The organism is Stappia stellulata (assembly GCF_020176715.1).
In the GTDB taxonomy this organism is placed as follows: domain Bacteria; phylum Pseudomonadota; class Alphaproteobacteria; order Rhizobiales; family Stappiaceae; genus Stappia.
This window is the reverse complement of the sequence record NZ_JAIVMF010000004.1, coordinates 150,411-166,808: the sequence shown is the minus strand read 5'-3', so window position 1 is coordinate 166,808 and position 16,398 is coordinate 150,411. Positions and strand designations below refer to the sequence as shown.

The window sequence follows — 16,398 nt, the reverse complement described above, 5'->3', positions numbered from 1 at the left end:
GATCCTGTCTCACGTTCGGTGAAGCGCGCGCCACAGCGTTTCGCTGGTGAGCGGCATCGGAAGGTCGGTCACGCCATGGGGACGCAGCGCGTCGATGGCGGCATTGAGAATGGCGGCGGGCGCGCCGATGGTGCCGGCTTCGCCGACCCCCTTGGCGCCGAGCGGATTGTTGGGCGAGCGGGTCTCCATCTTGGAAATCGCAAAGGCCGGAATGTCGCTTGCGCGCGGCAGCGCATAGTCCATCAGCGATCCGGTCACGAGCTGGCCGTCGCCGTCATAGACCAGCCGCTCCATCAGCGCCTCGCCGAGCCCCTGCGCGAAGCCGCCCCGGATCTGGCCCTCGACCAGCATCGGGTTGATCACCGTGCCGGCATCATCGACGCAGGCGACATATTCAAGCGTCGGATCGCCGGTCTCCGGGTCGATTGCCATCTGCACCAGATAGGCGCCATAGCCCCAGGCCTCGCCGGCGGCCTCATAGACCACCTCCTCGCTGACGGGCACGCTGGTGTCCGCGCCACTGTCGATGCGGGCAAGCAGCGCCTCGCAGGCCTTCAGCACCGCGCTGCCGCCGATTGCCGTGCTGCGACTGGCGAGCGCGCCGATGCCGGTCGGGCAGTCCCGCGTCGAGCCGCAGAAGACCTCCACCGCCTCGGGCGATAGGCCGAGCGCATCCGCCGCGATCTGGGCGAGCGCCGTCTCGCGCCCGTGGCCTTGCGTGCTGCCGCCGAAGGCGACAAGCGCCGTGCCGTCCGGATTGCGCGTGACGCGCGCGCTTTCCCATCCCGTGCCGCAGGGCTCGATGTAGAAGGCAACGCCCAGTCCGACGACCTCGCCCCGGGCCCGGCGCGCCGCGACCTCTGCGCGGCGCGCGTCGTACTCCGTCTCGCGTGCAAGATGGTCCAGCAGCTCCGCATAACGGCCGGAATCGAGCACGACCCCGGTCGGCCCCTCGTGCGGAAAGGCGGCCGCTTCCACCAGATTGCGCCGGCGGATCTCCAGCGGATCGATCCCGGTCGCCGCCGCCGCCGCATCCACGAGACGTTCCATCAGGCAGTTGGCTTCCGGACGCCCGGCCCCGCGATAGATTCCGACCGCCGCCGTGTTGGAGACCTCGGCTCGCGTGACGATATCAACCGCCGCGACGCGGTAGCCGCTGGGCAGGATACGCCCGGCGTTCCAGGCGGGAATGGCGGCGCTATTCGGCAGCCAGTGGCCAAGCGGCGCGTCGACCCGCGCCTTCAACGCCAGGAACCGCCCGTCGGCATCGACGCCGAGCGTGCCCTCGCTCGTTGCGCCCCGACCGTGACTTGCGGCCAGGAAATCCTCGCCGCGCGAGGAGATCCAGCGGGTCGCGCGCTTGAACCGCAGCGCGGCCCAGACGCACAGCACCTCTTCCGGATAGAGCGAGGCCTTCATGCCGAAAGCGCCGCCGACATCGGGGGCCGCGACCTGGATGCGCTCGGGCGCGACGGACAGGATGCGCGACAGTTCCCGCCGCGCGCGGTGGGGGGTCTGCGTCGACAGCCAGACGGTCACGCTGTCGCTCTCATCGTGATAGGCAACGGCAATGCCGCGCGGTTCCAGCGAAGCGGGCGCCAGACGCGGATGGTCGACCCTCACCGAGACGCGGTGCGCGGCACCGGCCAGAGCCTGATCGCAATCGCCCGACGACCAGGCGCCGCGAAAGCCGGCCGGCTCGACGGCAGCCTCGTCGTCATCGATCTCGACCAGAACCGCGTCGCAGGCATCCAGCGCCTCAGCCGGCGTTTCCGCCAGAACGGCCACGACCGGCTGACCGACGGCGGAGACCCGCTCGCCCGCCAGCACGGGAAAGGGCGCCGACCCGAAAGGTTCCAGCACCGGATTGATGCTCAACCGGCCCAACTCCCCGAGATCTGCGGCACGCACGACCTGTTCCACGCCGGGCATGTCGCGGGCATCCTGCACGTCGCATCCGACGATCCGCCCGCCGGGCACGGGACTGCGCACGAAGGCGACATGCAAGGGGTCCTGCAACGGCACATCCGCCACATAGCAGCCCGCTCCGGTAACCAGGCGAAGGTCCTCGCGCCGGCGCAAGGGTTGGCCGATCTGCGGTTGCTGCGATCCCGCGCGCTCGCGGTCCCGGGCGGAAATGACTGTCACGGCCAAAACTCGTCTTCTGCTGGCGGGCGGCATGCCCTTCAGGAATTCGAGCCGACAGTGGCGGCAATCAGATATCGCGGCAAATATTGTGTTTCAAACCTGCTATCTGGAAATTGGATAGCTGGAGCGCGCGGATTGGCGCAAGATCGCAAGCGTCGAGACCTGACTGGAGCTGCCCATGAAACATGTCGCCATCATCGGTTATGGCGCAATTGCCCGGTATGTCATGACGGCGATCGCCGAGCGGGACACTGTGACCCTGTGCGGCATCATCGGGCGTGCCGGACGGCTGGAGGATGCCCGCGCCTGCGCGCCCGGCGCGATTGCGATCGCCGACAGTGTGGGCGATCTGCCGCAGCGCCCCGACCTGGTGCTCGACTGCGCCGGCCATGCCGGCCTGCGCGAACACGGACCCGACATCCTTGCAGGCGGCATCGATCTCTACAGCGTCTCCGCCGGCGCCCTCGCCGACGCGGATCTCTACCGCGACCTGAGCGATGCCGCCCGGCGCGGCGGGACTGCGCTCAGGATCGTGTCGGGCGCGATCGGCGGCCTCGATATCCTGAGCGCGGCGCGTCAGGGTGGGCTGACCCGCGTGATCTACCGGGGCCGCAAGCCGCCCGCGAGCTGGCGCGGCACGCCGGCGGAGGACAGGATTGACCTCGACGCGCAAAGCGAGGCGCAGGTGCATTTTCGCGGCACCGCCCGTCAGGCGGCGGCGCTTTATCCCAAGAACGCCAATGTCACGGCGAGCATCGCGCTCGCCGGGATCGGCTTCGACGAGACCGAGGTCGAGCTGATTTCCGATCCCGCGTGTCGCGAGAACCGGCACGAGCTTGCCGTCGAGGGCGCCTTCGGCTCCTTCGCCATCCAGATTTCCGGCCGCGCCATGCCGGACAATCCGAAATCCTCCGCCTTGACCGCGATGAGCATGGTCGACACGCTGGCGCGGCTTGAAGACGCCATTCGCATTGCCTGATCCGTTGGGCTATGGCTGTGCGCGCTGTCCCGCCATCCCGGCTCCCGGCACAACACTGAAGACGCTGCGATGAGCGAACCGAACCAGAAGCACGTCCGCATCGTCGAGCGGATCCTGACCCGCCTCAAGCTCAAGCAGCTGCGCCTGCTGGTCGCGGTCGAGCGCCACAACAGCATTCTCCATGCCGCGCGCGAGCTGAACCTGTCGCAGCCCGCCGCCACCAAGCTGATCAAGGATCTGGAAGCCGATTTCGGCGTGCTGCTGTTCGAGCGCACCAACCGGGGCGTGGTGCCGACGATCTACGGCGAGGCGCTGGCCCGCCACGGCAAGCTGATCTTCGCGCAGATTTCCCACGCCGCGCAGGAACTCGACGATCTGGCGGAAGGATCGAGCGGGCGTATCGTCATCGGCACGCTGCTCGCTGCCTCGGCACTGCTCCTGCCGAAGACCATCGCCCGGGTACTGGCGCAAAAGCCGGGCCTGTCGATCAAGATCCAGGAAGGCACCAACGAGGTGCTGATGCCGGCGCTGCGCTCCGGCGAGGTCGATCTTGTCGTCGGCCGGCTGCCGACCCATCGCCACCGCGACGAACTGCTGCAGGAGCGCCTCTACGAGGAAAAGGTCATCGCCGTCACCGGCATGAGCCACCCGCTGCAAGGGCGCAAGCGTGTCACCTTCCAGGACATGATGGACTATGGCTGGATCCTGCCGCCGCCGGAAACGACGCTGCGGCGCCAGATCGATCTGGTGTTCCTCGACCACGGCCTGAGCTCGCCGATCAACGCGGTGGAATCGGTGTCCTTCCTCGCCAACCGCAGCCTGCTCGCCACCTCGACGATGATCGGCATCCTGCCCAATCACGTGGTGGAACAGGATATCGCCGCCGGCATCCTGGCGCGCGTGCCCTGGGACGTGCCGATTCCCATCGGCCCCGTGGGCGTCTCCTACCGCAAGACCAAGGGCCTGACGCCGGCGGCCGCCTTCTTCCTCGACGAATTGCGGGCGGTCGCCGCAACGCTGTAATAGCGCCGGGCGAGCGCCGCTCCCGTCAGATCAGCGCCGTCGTCAGGATCGGCGCCCAGCTCAACAGCACCAGGATCAGCGCCACCGCGATCAGGAACGGATAGAGCGCGCGCACGATCTGCATCGGCGGGGTGCCGCTCATCGCCGAGGCGATATAGAGCCCCGCGCCGACCGGCGGCGTCAAAAGGCCGAGCACCAGGTTGAGGCAGACGATCACCCCGAACTGGAACGGATCGATGTCGTAATGCATCTGCGCGATCGGCAGCAGGATCGGCACCACCAGGATCAGTGCGGCGATGCCGTCGATCACCATGCCGATCACGAAGAGCGACAGGTTGACGATCAAGAGGAAGACGAAGGGATCGGAGGTGATCGACGTGATCTGGCCCGCGAGCTTTTGCGGCAGCGCCTCGTAGATGATCACCCAGCCGAACACATTGGCGGCGGCGATCAGGAAGATCACCAGGCTGGAGCTGGTCGCGGTGCGCACGAACAGGGCGCCGAGCCGGGTGATCTTGAGATCCCGGTAGATGAACCGCCCGATCAGGAAAGCGATCAGCGAGGCGACGGCGGCCGATTCGGTCGGCGTCGCCACCCCGAGCAGGATGCCGCCGACGATGGCGACGGGAATGAGCGCCGCCGGAAGGCAGTCGCGCAGCGCGGCCAGGGCCTCGCCGCGGTTCATCCACTTGCCCTTGGGAAACGACTGCGTCAGCCCGACGAGCGCGATGATGACGAAGAAGGACGCCGACAGCATCAGGCCGGGAATGATGCCGGCCATGAACATGTCGCCGATGGGGATCTGCGCCAGAACGCCGTAGATGACGAACAGCATGGACGGCGGAATGATCGGCGACAGCAGGCCGCCGGCGGCGGTCGTTGCGGCGGCGAAATCGCGGCGGTAGCCCTCCGCCTCCATCGCCGGCACCATGGCACGCGCCATCACCGCGATCTGCGAGGCGGCGGAGCCGATGATCGCGGCCATGAACATGTTGGCGAGCAGGTTGATATAGGCAAGCCCGCCGCGAAACCCGCCGACGAAGACGCGCGCCGCCTGGATCAGCCGCCGGGTCAGCCCGCCCTCGTTCATCAGTTCGCCGGTGAGCATGAACAGCGGGATCGCCAAGAGCCCGTAGCTCTCGATCCCGGAGTAAAGCTGCTGGGCGAAGCTTGCGTAGAGCACCTCGTTGCCGCTCGCCTGGATGTACCAGATCGCCGACAGCGCCAGCACCAGCGCGATGGGCACCGCGCCGAACAGCAGAAGCAGAAAGACAATCGCCGTCATGCCCGTGTCCCCGCGTCGGCGTCCGCCTGCGGATCGTCACCGCCGGCGAGCACGCAAAGGCTCGCAACCAGATTGGACGCGGCATGCAGCGTCAGCCCGAAGGTGAAGACGATCATGATGGACCAGACCCAGGCCTTGCGGATGCCGAGCGTCACCGTCGGCTCGGCATAGATGAAATTGAAGGTCTCGCCCTGGAAGGCCAGGGCGTCGAAGCCGGCGGCATAAAGCGCCAGCGGATCGAACCACAGCAGGCAGAACCGGATCATCGCGACGGCGAAGACGACCGTCACGACATCGAGGCCGAGCCGCCACCAGCGCGCGACCCGCGAGGACAGCATGTCGTAGACAAGCGTGACGGCAACGCCGGAGCGCCGGTGGACGGCGGCGGAGCCGGCCAGAAACGTCATCCAGACCATGGCGGTGATCGCCGTCTCGTCGATCCAGTAGATCGCCATATCGGCGGACCGGGTGACCACATTGAGAAGGATCAGCCCGGTGATCGTGGCGGCAAGGGTGGCTGCCAGCGCGATTTCGCACCGCGCCCAGAAGGCGGAGATCCTGTAGAGCATCGCGCGTTATCCATCCACGCCGCGCACCCGGACCGCAAGGCTATTGGGCCCTGACCGTCCGGATGCGGGGTTGCGGGTGTCGGGCCGGGACCTACTGCCGGGTCTCGTCGGCAACCTTGCGAAGCGTGGCGAGCGCCGGCGCCTTCTCGCTCCAGATCGCTTCCCACTGGGCGATGGCATCCTGGAAGAAGGACGCATCCGCCTCGACGATATTGGTGCCGGTGCCTTCGACTGCGAGCAGCCAGTCGGCCTCCTTGGAGATATAGGTGTCGATCGCCCCGTCGAGATGGCGTGCCATCAGCCGGGTGATCGTCTCTCGCTCCTCGGGGGAGAGGTCCTTCCACACGCGGGCCGACACCAGACCGACCATCGGGAACATCATGTGGTTGGAGATCAGCACCGTGTCGGCATGCTCGTAGTACTTGAGCTTCCAGATCAGCTCCGCGTCCATGTCGATGGCGTCGACCTGGCCGTTGGCAAGCGCATCATAGACCGCCGGCAGCGGCATCGGCGTGGAGGCAGCTCCCACCGCGTTGTAGAAGTCCTTGATCGGCTCGAACGGCGTGATCCGGAGCTTCTTGCCGGCAAGGTCGGCCGCGCTCGTGACGGGATCGCGGCTGACGATCTGGCGCAGGCCTGCCATGCTGTAGCCGATGCCGACGACACCGGCCTTCTGCGGCAGGTCGGCCAGCATCGCCTTGGCTTCATCCGAGCGCAGGATGCGCCCGGCATGGGCCACGTCGTCGGCCATATAGGGCGCGTAGAAGGCACCGAAGTCCGGCACGCGGTTGGAGACTTCCGCGATCGTCAGGAAGGCCATGTCGAGCGCGCCGGTCTGCAAGAGCTGCATCATCTGCGCCTCGTTGCCGAGCTGGCGCGACGGGAACACCGCCACCGAATGCTTGCCGTCGGTTTCCGCCTTCAGGTCTTCGCCGAAGGCCTGCGCCGCGACGGTCCAGATATGCGGCGGCGGGGTGATCAGCCCGAGACGGAATTCCTTGGCGGAGGCAAGGCCGGTGGTCGAGGCCAAGGCAACCAGCGCCGCCGGCAGCGTGCGCGCGATCAGGGTCTTGAAGTTCATGTCGATCCTCCCGAAGACCGGCCGGGCACCTCCATGCCGGGCAGGCCGTCACGTTGTTGATGATGGTGAAAAGAGCGAAGCGGCGCCGCGACCGGGCGCCGGGCGTGCCTAGAGCTTGACCCAGCCCTCCGGCGGCTCCTTGCCCGGATGAAGCGTGCCGCAATTGGGGCAGGTGCGCGCCTCCTCGGAGGCATAGAAGGCCTTGTAGACGGGCGGCAGATCGTCGACGATCGATTCCAGGTCGAGCTCCGCGCGATGCACCAGATGCGCGCATTCGAAGCAGTACCATTCGATGGCGTCGAGCGCGCCTTCGGGGCGGGCCGGCTCAATGACGAGGCCGATGGAGCCTTCCTGCGGGCGCTGCGGCGAATGGCGCACATGCGGCGGCAGCAGGAAGATCTCGCCCTCGCGGATCGGCACGTCGTAGAACTCCTTGCCGTCGTAGAGCTTGAGCAGCATGTCGCCCTTGAGTTGGTAGAAGAACTCCTCCACCGGGTCGTCATGATAGTCGGTGCGCTTGTTCGGACCGCCGACGACGGTGACCATCAGGTCCGCGTCCTTCCAGATCTGCTGATTGCCGACCGGCGGCTTCAGCAGATGCTTGTTGTCCTCGATCCACTTCTGAAAATTGAAGGCTGCAAGTCTCGACATGTCCCGCTCCCGCATTGCCGGTCCAGTCCCTCCCCCGGCGCAGCAGGGCGCTGTCGGGTCCGGTCCGGCACATGATTCCGAGGCTCAGGAGACGGCAGATTGATATTTCAATCAAATAGCATTCAGTAAAGCGGGTATCACGAAAGCCGATAGCCGACGCGGCCGTCGGCGGCGCGCGTCAGTCGCCGATGGGCTTGGGTCCGACGTCGGTCGACAGCGGCACCAGCGAGGTGCGGATGCGGCGCAGGTATTCCTTGACCCGCTCCGGCCGGCGTCGCGCGGCCCCCGCCGCCAGCACGTCGACAATCGCGATATAGGCAAGCCGCGAGGCGCTCGGCTTGTAGATGTCGTGATCCTCCGGCAGATCGACCCCGATGGCGATGTCGCAGGCTGCGGCCAGGTCGGAGCCGGCCTTGGTCAGGCTGATCGTCGCCGCGCCGTACTGACGCGCGATGGCGACGCTGTCGAGCAGCTCCGCCGGCGTGCCGCTGGCAGAGACCGCAAAGACCACGTCGCCGCGTTCCAGCGTCGAGGCAATCATCCGCTGCAGGTAGCCGTCAGCATGGGCCTCGGCCGGAATGCCGAGGCGGAAGAAGCGATTCGCCCCCTCGCGCGCGACATTGGCGGAGCCGCCGCCGACGCCGAAGAACACGATCCGCCGCGCGTCGGCCAGCATGTCGATGGCCGATTGAAGTGCTGCCCCGTCGAGCTGCGAGCGGGCGGTGTTGAGCGTGTCGACCAGCGCGCCGAAGACCTGCGCGACCAATTGGTCGGCGGGCGAGCGGTCGTTGCCCTGCCCGCCGAGATACTGGAGGCTGACCGCCACGCTTTGCGCCAGGCGGATCTTGAACTCCTTGAACCCGTCGCAGCCGAGCGACTGGCAGAAGCGGTTGACGGTGGCGTCCGACACCCCCGCCCCCTTGGCGATCTCGCTCTGGCGCTGATAGGCGATGGTTTCCAGATTGGCGAGCACATAGTCGGCGACATGCTGCTCGCGCTTCGGCAACGCCCCGTTCAAGCCCCGCAACTGGGCGATGATGTCGATCACCTTGCTCACGTTCCCCGACCTCGCCTTTCCCGATCTTCCCGTCGCGCAGGATAGGGCCCCGCGCGGCCCGCGCCTATTCCGGCTTGTAGGCGATCACGTCCATCTCGACCTTGGCATCCACCATCAGCGGCGACTGGACGGTGGAGCGTGCCGGCGGATGATCGAGAAAATAGCGCTCGAACACGCCGTTGAAGCTGGAGAAGTCGCGGGCATCGTCGAGCCAGACATTGACCTTCACGACGTGCTCCAGCGTGCAGCCGGCCAGCGCCAGAACCTCGATGAGGTTTTCCATCACCTTTTCCGTCTGCGCGACGATTCCCCCGGTGATGATCTCGCCCTTTTCCGCCGGCACCTGACCGGAGACATAGACGAAATCGCCTGCGCGCACCGCCTTGGCGAAAGGACGGCGCGTGCCGCCGGCTGCGAGGTCGGCGGTGTCGTATCGGGTGATTCCAGTGGTCATGCGTCAGCTCCGCTTTGTAAGTTTCTTTCATAAATTAGCGTCATTTACACGATATGCAAATCTGGAATTGACAATTTCTGCCATTTCTGAAAATTTCTTTCATATCGACCGGCCGATGTCCGGCATGCGAACGATCTGGGAGGAGACTGGCATGACGCTGAACAGACCCCTTAAAACCATTCTCGCTGCGGCATTTGCCGCATCGATGGCGAGCACTGCCTATGCCGGCGGGACGCTGCGCTACGCGACCGTCGGCGAGCCGCCGAGCCTCGACCAGCACGTGGTCACCTCGGACCTGGCGACGACCATTGCCCATCACATGTTCGAAGGTCTCTACACCTTCGACGCGGCCAATGCACCCCAGCCCTTGCTCGCCGAAAGCGATCGGCTCGAGAACGACGGCAAGACCATCGTCATCACCCTGCGCAAGGACGTCACCTTCCACGACGGCACCGACATGACCTCGGCCGACGTCGTTGCCTCGCTGAAGCGCTGGGGCGAGCACGGCTCGCGCGGTTCGCTGCTTTTCTCCAACGTGGAAAGCGTCGAGGCGACCGGCGACCATGAAGTCACGATCCGCCTGTCGAAGCCGTTCGGCCCCTGGAAGAACCTGATGGCCTTCATCAACGGCGGTCCGGCGATCTATCCGGCCTCCGTCGTCGCCGACGCCGGCAAGGCACCGATTTCCCCGGAAAACTACATCGGCACCGGCCCTTACAAATTCGGCGAATGGCAGGCCAACCGTCACGTCGAGCTGGTCCGCTTCGACGACTATGATTCGCCCTCCGGTGCCGCCGACGGCTACGCCGGCGAGCGCAAGGCCAACTTCGACGCGCTGCGCTTCATCCCCGTGCCCGACGTCGGCACCCGTGTCAGCGGCCTTCAGGCGGGCGACTACGACTATGCCGAAAGCATCCCCGGCGATCTCTTCGCCGATCTGGACGCCAACCCGCAGGTCACCACCATCGTCAACGGCGGCCCGCTCTTCGGCCTCGTCTTCATGAACTCCAAGGACGGCCCGCTGAAGGAAAACTTCGCGCTGCGCCGTGCCATCCAGACCGCCATCGACAAGGTGCCGGCGCTTCAGGTCGCCATCGGCCCGGACAAGCTGTGGCGCGCCAACGGCTCGTTCCTGCCCAAGGGCAACGTCTGGTACACGGAAGCGGGTGCGGAGAACTTCTCCAGGGGCGACGCAGACACCGCGCGGTCGCTGGCCAAGGAAGCCGGGTACAACGGCGAGCCCATCAAGTTCATGGTCTCCACCAACTATCCGTTCCACTACGACACGGCCATCGTCTACACAAAGCAGCTCGCCCAGGCCGGCTTCAACATCGACCTTCAGGTCTATGACTGGGCCACCCTGATCAAAAAGCGCGCCGAGCCGGACCAGTGGGACCTGTTCTTCACTCACCACGGCTTCGTTCCGGATCCGATCCTGATCTCGGTGATGAACGACAACTATCCGGGCTGGTGGACGACCCCGGAGAAGGCCGCGCTCAAGGCGAAGTTTACCGAAAGCGCCGACCCGGCCGAGCGTCAGAAGCTGTGGGGCGAAATCCAGGCCCTGATCTACGAGCAGGTCCCGACGATGAAGACGGGCGATGTCTACACCTACAACATCGCCTCCACGAAGCTGACCGGCCTGGGTGAAGCCACCCTGATCTGGCCGCACTTCTGGAACGTCGACAAGTAAGCCGGCTTCCTCCCGGCTGCCCCTCCCGCGCTGCCTGCCCGGTCCTCACGGACCGAGGCGCGGGAGGGGCCTTTGCGCCCCGCGACATGCGCTGAAAATCGCGGCACACTGCCTGAACCACCCCTCCTGAACGCGGAAAGACCGTCGACATGCTCGGATATGCGACGCGGAGACTGCTGGCGCTCATTCCCACGCTGCTTGCCGCATCCCTGCTCGTCTTCCTCTTCGTCCATCTTATTCCCGGCGACCCCGCCGCCGTCCTTCTCGGCGACACGGCAACCCCGGAAGAGGTCGAGGCGCTGACGCGCGAAATGGGCCTCAATGCGCCCCTTTACCTCCAGTATCTCTACTGGCTCGGCAACGTCCTGCAGGGCGATCTCGGCACATCGATCTTCTTCGGCGCCCCGGTTCTCTCGGTGATCGCCGACGGCGCGGAAACCTCCATCCTGCTTGCCGTCATGACGATGGTCTGGATCGTGATCCTCGGCGTTCCGATCGGCGTGGTCTCGGCCACCCGCCACGGCACCTGGGTCGATCAGGTCGCCTCCGGCGGCGCGATGCTGTTTGCCTCCGTGCCGACCTTCTGGCTCGGCCTCTACCTGATCCTGATCTTCTCGGTGAGCCTCGGCTGGCTGCCGTCGTCCGGCTATCCCTCGATCTCCGACGACGGGGGGCTTGCGAACCTGCGCTACCTGCTGCTGCCGAGCTTCACGCTGGCCGCGCCCAATGCAGCACTGATCATCCGCCTGGTGCGCGCCTCGATGCTGGACGTGCAGCGCGAGGACCATGTGCGCACCGCACGCGCCAAGGGCCTTGCCCCCTGGAAGGTCGCCACCAAACACGTCTTCCGCAACGCGCTGATCGCGGTCGCTGCCGCCTTCGGCTTCACCTTCGCGGCGCTGGTCTCCGAGGCGGTGGTGACGGAAACCGTGTTCTCGCTGCCCGGCATCGGCCGGCTGGTGGTGCAGTCGATCCTGCGCCGCGACTATCCCGTCATCCAGGGCGTCATCCTGATCATCGTGGTCCTCTACATGGTCATCAATCTTCTCGTCGACCTGGCCTACGCATGGCTCGACCCAAGGGTATCGCTGAAATGACCCCCAACGCGACAATCCAGTGGTTCGCCACCGGCCGGCGGATCTTCCGCGGCCGCTGGCTCGCAACGCTTGGCCTCGCCTGGCTGGTGCTGGTGGTGCTCGCCGCCGTCTTCGCACCGCTGATCGTGCCGTTCGATCCGCTCGAGATCGATCCGGTGGCCCGGCTGACCGAACCCGGTGCCGCGCATTTCTTCGGCACCGACCACTTCGGCCGCGACACCTTCTCGCGCAGCATCTACGGCGCCCGCATGGCCATCGTCATCGGCCTCGGCTCCGTGCTCGTCGCGCTGCTGGTCGGCGGCCTCACCGGCATGATCTCGGCCTATTTCACGAGGCTCGGCGCCTTCCTGATGCGCGTCGTCGACGTGCTGATGGCCTTTCCCGCGCTGCTTCTGGCGCTGGTGCTGATGACGCTGCTGGAACGCAGCGTGATGAACACCGTGCTGGTCATCGGCATCGTCTATGCGACGACGACCGCGCGCATTCTCTTCGGCATGACGCTGAAGCTGAAGAACGAGGTCTTCATCGACGCCGCCGTGTGCTCCGGCGCCGGTCACGCCAGCATCCTGTTCCGCCACATCCTGCCGAACCTGATCTCGCCGCTGCTGGTGCAGGCGAGCTTCATCTTCGCCTTCGCCCAGTTGCAGGCCGCCGCCCTCGACTTCCTCGGCCTCGGCCTGCCGCCGGAGGTGCCGAGCTGGGGCAACATGCTGTCGGAATCGCGCATCTACGTCACCCGCGCGCCCTGGCTGCTGCTTTTCCCCGGCGCGCTGATCATCCTGTCCGTCTTTTCCATGAACCTTGTCGGCGACGCGCTGCGCGACAGCATCGACCCCAGGTTCAAGAACGACATCAAGGGGGTGTGACGATGACACAGTCCAATCCGCCCCTCCTCGACGTGCGCGGCCTGTCGCTGTCGGTCGCAACCGGCGACGGCCTGATGCCGGTCGTGCGCGATATGTCCTTTTCCCTCAACGCCTCCGAGACACTCGGCATCGTCGGGGAATCGGGCTGCGGCAAGAGCCTGACATCGCTTGCGATCATGGGCCTTCTGGAGGGAACGCCGGTGCGCGTCACGGCAGGCGAGATCCTGTTCCAGGGCCGCGACCTGCTGACGCTTCCCCCTCGCGAACGCCGCCGCATCATGGGCAACGAGATGTCCATGATCTTCCAGGAGCCGATGACGAGCCTCAATCCGGTCTACCGGATCGGCGACCAGATCGTGGAGACGATCCGCGAGCATCAGCCGATGTCGAAATCGGCTGCCCGCACCCGCGCCGTCGAGCTCCTGCGCATGGTGCGCATTCCCGACCCTGAAGGGCGCATCGACAGCTATCCGCACCAGTTGTCGGGCGGCATGCGTCAGCGCGTGATGATCGCCATGGCGCTTGCCGGCTCGCCCCGCCTTCTGATCGCGGACGAGCCGACCACGGCGCTCGACGTGACCGTGCAGGCCCAGATCCTCAAGCTGATCGCCGATCTGCAGAGCGAGACCGGCATGGGCATCATCCTGATCTCGCACGATCTCGGCGTGATTGCCGAGACCTGCGACCGCATCGCGGTGATGTACCGCGGGCGCGTGGTGGAAAGCGCGGAAACCCGCGACCTCTTCGCCACGATGCGCCACCCCTATACGCGCGGGCTGCTGGATTCCATCCCCGAGCCCGATGAAGACGTCGACCGCCTGCCGACGATCCCCGGCCGGGTGCCCGGCCTCGACGAACGGGTCGACGGCTGCGCCTTCAATCCGCGCTGCGCGCGCGCCTCCGCGGTCTGCCGCGAAGAGGACCCGGGCGAAACCGCCTTCGGCGGCGGACACGCCGCGCGCTGCCACCACCCGCTGGAGCCGGACGCATGACCACAGACGCTGAACGCCCCCTGCTCAGGGTCCGCGACCTCAAGACCCATTTCACGCTGAAGTCCGGCAGCCTCTTCGGTGGCAGCAAAAAGCTACTCAAGGCCGTCGACGGCGTCTCCTTCGACCTCGCAGCCGGCGAGGTGCTCGGCATCGTCGGCGAGAGCGGCTGCGGCAAGTCCACCGTCGGGCGCACGCTGACGCGGCTGGAAGACGCCACCGGCGGCACGGCCGAATTCGACGGGCGCGAGATGCTGTCGCTGTCGAAGGCCGCCTTCCGCCCGTTGCGCCGGGAGATCCAGATGATCTTCCAGGATCCCTTCGCCTCGCTCAATCCGCGCCTGACCATCGAGCAGACGCTGGCCGAACCGGTGCGCATCCACGGGCTGGAAACCACCCGCGAGGGCATCCGCGCGCGCATCGCCCGCACGCTGACGCAGGTTGGTCTCGATCCGAAGGTGATGAGCCGCCACCCGCACGAGTTTTCCGGCGGCCAGCGCCAGCGTATCGGCATCGCCCGGGTGATGATCGTCGAACCGAAACTCGTCATCGCCGACGAGGCGGTCTCCGCGCTCGACGTCTCGATCCAGGCGCAGGTGCTCAACCTGATCAAGGACCTGCAGAAGGAGAGCGGCATCTCGATGCTGTTCATCTCCCACGACCTCGGCGTCGTGCGTCACATCTGCGACCGCGTGGCGGTGATGTATCTCGGGCGGATCGTGGAAACCGCGCCAAAGGCGACGCTGTTTTCCGCGCCGTCGCATCCCTACACCAGGCTTCTGCTCGCCTCGATCCCGCGCATCCGCCCGGGCCGCATTCCGGCCGAGGACCGGGGCGAGCCCGCAAGTGCGGCAGCCCCCCCGCCCGGCTGCCCGTTTCACCCGCGCTGCCCGATCGCCACCGACATCTGCCGCAGCGAGCGGCCGCAGCCGGTCGATCTCGGCAACGGACAATTCAGCGCCTGTCACCACGCCGGCAAACAACAAGGGGAGGCCGCGTGATGGCCGGGAACAAACGCGTCTACGTCGGATCCGTGGCAACGGAAACAAACACATTCTCCCCGCTGCGCACCGACATGCAGGACTTCCGCGACAGCTTCTACGCGCCCCCCGGCCATCACCCGGTGACGCCGACGCTGTGCAGCGCGGTGTTTCCGGTCGCGCGCGACCGCGCCCGCCAGTACGGCTGGACCGTGATCGAGGGGACCGCCGCCTGGGCCGAACCCGGCGGCGTCGTCAACCGCGCCACCTGGGAGTTCCTGCGCGATGCGATCCTTTCCGAGATCGAGGCGGCGCTTCCGCTCGACATCGTCCTGCTCGGCCTGCATGGCGCGATGATCGCGGAGAGCTGCGACGACTGCGAGGGCGAACTGCTGGAGAAGGTCCGCAAGCTCGTCGGACCGGACACGGTGATCGGCGCGACTTTCGATCCGCACAGCCACCTGTCGGCACGCCGGACCGAAAACGCCGACCTCGTCGTCGTCTTCAAGGAATTCCCGCACACCGATTTCGTCATCGCGGCGGAAAGCCTGGTGGATCTCGCCCACCGCACCTCGACGGGCGCCGTCGCGCCGGAAATCTCCGTCTTCGACTGCCGCATGATCGAGATCTTCCCGACGAGCCGCGAACCGATGCGCGGCTTCGTGGACCGGATGAAGGCGATGGAAGGCCACGACGGCGTGCTCTCCGTCTCCACGATCCACGGCTTCATGGCCGCCGACGTCGCCGACCTCGGCAGCAAGATCGTCGTCGTCACCGACGGCCAGAAGGCGAAGGGCGACGCGCTGGCGCAAAAGCTCGGCATGGAGCTCTTCTCCTACCGCGGCCGCACGCGCCCGGATTTCCTGTCGCCGCATCGGGCGCTGGAACTGGCGGAAACACGCGAGGGCGCGCCCATCGTCGTGGCAGATGTCTGGGACAACCCCGGCGGCGGCGTGGCCGGCGATTCCACCATCATCCTGCGCGAAATGCTGAAGCGGAAGATGGAGAATGTCGCGCTCGCCTCGATCTGGGATCCGGTCGCGGTGCGCACCTGCATCTCCGCCGGCGAGGGCGCCGTGCTGCCGCTGCGCTTCGGCGGCAAGATGTCGGCGACCGCCGGCGACCCGATCGACGCGACGGTGCGGGTGCGCAAGGTGGTGCGCAACGCGGTGCAGAGCTTCGGCGAGAGCATCGTGCCGCTCGGCGACAGCGTCTGGATCAGCGTCGAGGGCGTCGACATCATCCTCAACACCGTGCGCTCGCAGATCTTCAGCCCGGACGCCTTTTCCAACCTCGGCATCGATCCGGCGAAACGCAAGGTGCTGGTGGTGAAGTCGACCAACCATTTCCACGATGCCTTCTTGCCGGTGGCCTCGGAAATTCTCTACGCTGCGGTCGATGGCCCCTACCCCAACGATCCCGCGACCAATGCCTACACCAAGCTGACGCGCGCCATCTGGCCGCGCGTGGAAGACCCGCACGCCCTGAAGGCAACGGGAAGCTGACCTGCCGAAGGATTTGCCCGC

At 66.5% G+C, this 16,398-nt stretch carries 15 protein-coding genes; 8 read left to right on the top strand and 7 right to left on the bottom strand.

Going from position 1 to position 16,398, the window contains the following annotated elements:
- Positions 1 to 9 precede the first annotated feature (9 nt).
- Complete coding sequence (locus LC092_RS07140; RefSeq protein WP_224805762.1) at positions 10 to 2,148, bottom strand: xanthine dehydrogenase family protein molybdopterin-binding subunit; 2,139 nt, start codon at positions 2,146 to 2,148, stop codon at positions 10 to 12.
- A gap of 178 nt (positions 2,149 to 2,326) precedes the next feature.
- Between LC092_RS07140 and LC092_RS07135 the strand changes: the two genes are divergently transcribed.
- Positions 2,327 to 3,127 carry an aspartate dehydrogenase gene (locus LC092_RS07135; protein ID WP_224805761.1) on the top strand — a complete coding sequence of 267 codons (801 nt, stop codon included), beginning with the start codon at positions 2,327 to 2,329 and terminating at the stop codon, positions 3,125 to 3,127.
- 69 nt (positions 3,128 to 3,196) lie between these two features.
- Entirely contained in the window at positions 3,197 to 4,150 is a 954-nt protein-coding gene (locus LC092_RS07130) for a LysR substrate-binding domain-containing protein (RefSeq protein ID WP_224805760.1), read from the top strand.
- Positions 4,151 to 4,175: 25 nt separating this feature from the next.
- Here the strand turns inward: LC092_RS07130 and LC092_RS07125 are convergent, their stop codons facing one another.
- The 6 genes from LC092_RS07125 to LC092_RS07100 form a co-directional block, all read right to left on the bottom strand.
- Positions 4,176 to 5,435 (bottom strand): TRAP transporter large permease, encoded by a 1,260-nt coding sequence (locus LC092_RS07125; protein ID WP_224805759.1) that lies wholly within the window; start codon positions 5,433 to 5,435, stop codon positions 4,176 to 4,178.
- A complete protein-coding gene (locus tag LC092_RS07120; protein WP_224805758.1) occupies positions 5,432 to 6,004 on the bottom strand; it encodes a TRAP transporter small permease in 573 nt (190 codons plus the stop codon). Before LC092_RS07120 ends, LC092_RS07125 begins: the two co-directional genes overlap by 4 nt.
- A 91-nt stretch (positions 6,005 to 6,095) precedes the next feature.
- A complete protein-coding gene (locus LC092_RS07115) occupies positions 6,096 to 7,085 on the bottom strand; it encodes a TRAP transporter substrate-binding protein (protein ID WP_224805757.1) in 990 nt (329 codons plus the stop codon).
- Positions 7,086 to 7,193: 108 nt separating this feature from the next.
- Positions 7,194 to 7,736, bottom strand: coding sequence for a 3-hydroxyanthranilate 3,4-dioxygenase (locus LC092_RS07110; RefSeq protein WP_224805756.1), 543 nt, complete (start codon positions 7,734 to 7,736; stop codon positions 7,194 to 7,196).
- Between the two features lie 178 nt (positions 7,737 to 7,914).
- Positions 7,915 to 8,793, bottom strand: coding sequence for a MurR/RpiR family transcriptional regulator (locus LC092_RS07105; RefSeq protein ID WP_224805755.1), 879 nt, complete (start codon positions 8,791 to 8,793; stop codon positions 7,915 to 7,917).
- A gap of 64 nt (positions 8,794 to 8,857) precedes the next feature.
- Positions 8,858 to 9,247: a RidA family protein gene (locus tag LC092_RS07100; protein WP_224805754.1), complete on the bottom strand. Its 390-nt coding sequence runs from the start codon at positions 9,245 to 9,247 to the stop codon at positions 8,858 to 8,860.
- A gap of 151 nt (positions 9,248 to 9,398) precedes the next feature.
- Here LC092_RS07100 and LC092_RS07095 point away from each other — a divergent pair, with 151 nt between their 5' ends.
- From LC092_RS07095 to LC092_RS07070, 6 genes are all read left to right on the top strand, one after another.
- Positions 9,399 to 10,940, top strand: coding sequence for an ABC transporter substrate-binding protein (locus LC092_RS07095; protein ID WP_224805753.1), 1,542 nt, complete (start codon positions 9,399 to 9,401; stop codon positions 10,938 to 10,940).
- 149 nt (positions 10,941 to 11,089) lie between these two features.
- Positions 11,090 to 12,037 carry an ABC transporter permease gene (locus LC092_RS07090; protein WP_224805752.1) on the top strand — a complete coding sequence of 316 codons (948 nt, stop codon included), beginning with the start codon at positions 11,090 to 11,092 and terminating at the stop codon, positions 12,035 to 12,037.
- Entirely contained in the window at positions 12,034 to 12,903 is an 870-nt protein-coding gene (locus LC092_RS07085; protein ID WP_224805751.1) for an ABC transporter permease, read from the top strand. The genes LC092_RS07090 and LC092_RS07085 overlap by 4 nt, the downstream gene beginning before the upstream one ends.
- A 2-nt stretch (positions 12,904 to 12,905) precedes the next feature.
- Positions 12,906 to 13,895: an ABC transporter ATP-binding protein gene (locus LC092_RS07080; RefSeq protein WP_224805750.1), complete on the top strand. Its 990-nt coding sequence runs from the start codon at positions 12,906 to 12,908 to the stop codon at positions 13,893 to 13,895.
- The gene (locus tag LC092_RS07075) at positions 13,892 to 14,893 is read left to right on the top strand and encodes an ABC transporter ATP-binding protein (protein WP_224805749.1); all 1,002 of its coding nucleotides are present in this window, start codon (positions 13,892 to 13,894) and stop codon (positions 14,891 to 14,893) included. The genes LC092_RS07080 and LC092_RS07075 overlap by 4 nt, the downstream gene beginning before the upstream one ends.
- Entirely contained in the window at positions 14,893 to 16,377 is a 1,485-nt protein-coding gene (locus tag LC092_RS07070; RefSeq protein WP_224805748.1) for a M81 family metallopeptidase, read from the top strand. The genes LC092_RS07075 and LC092_RS07070 overlap by 1 nt, the downstream gene beginning before the upstream one ends.
- The last annotated feature ends 21 nt before the right edge of the window (positions 16,378 to 16,398 follow it).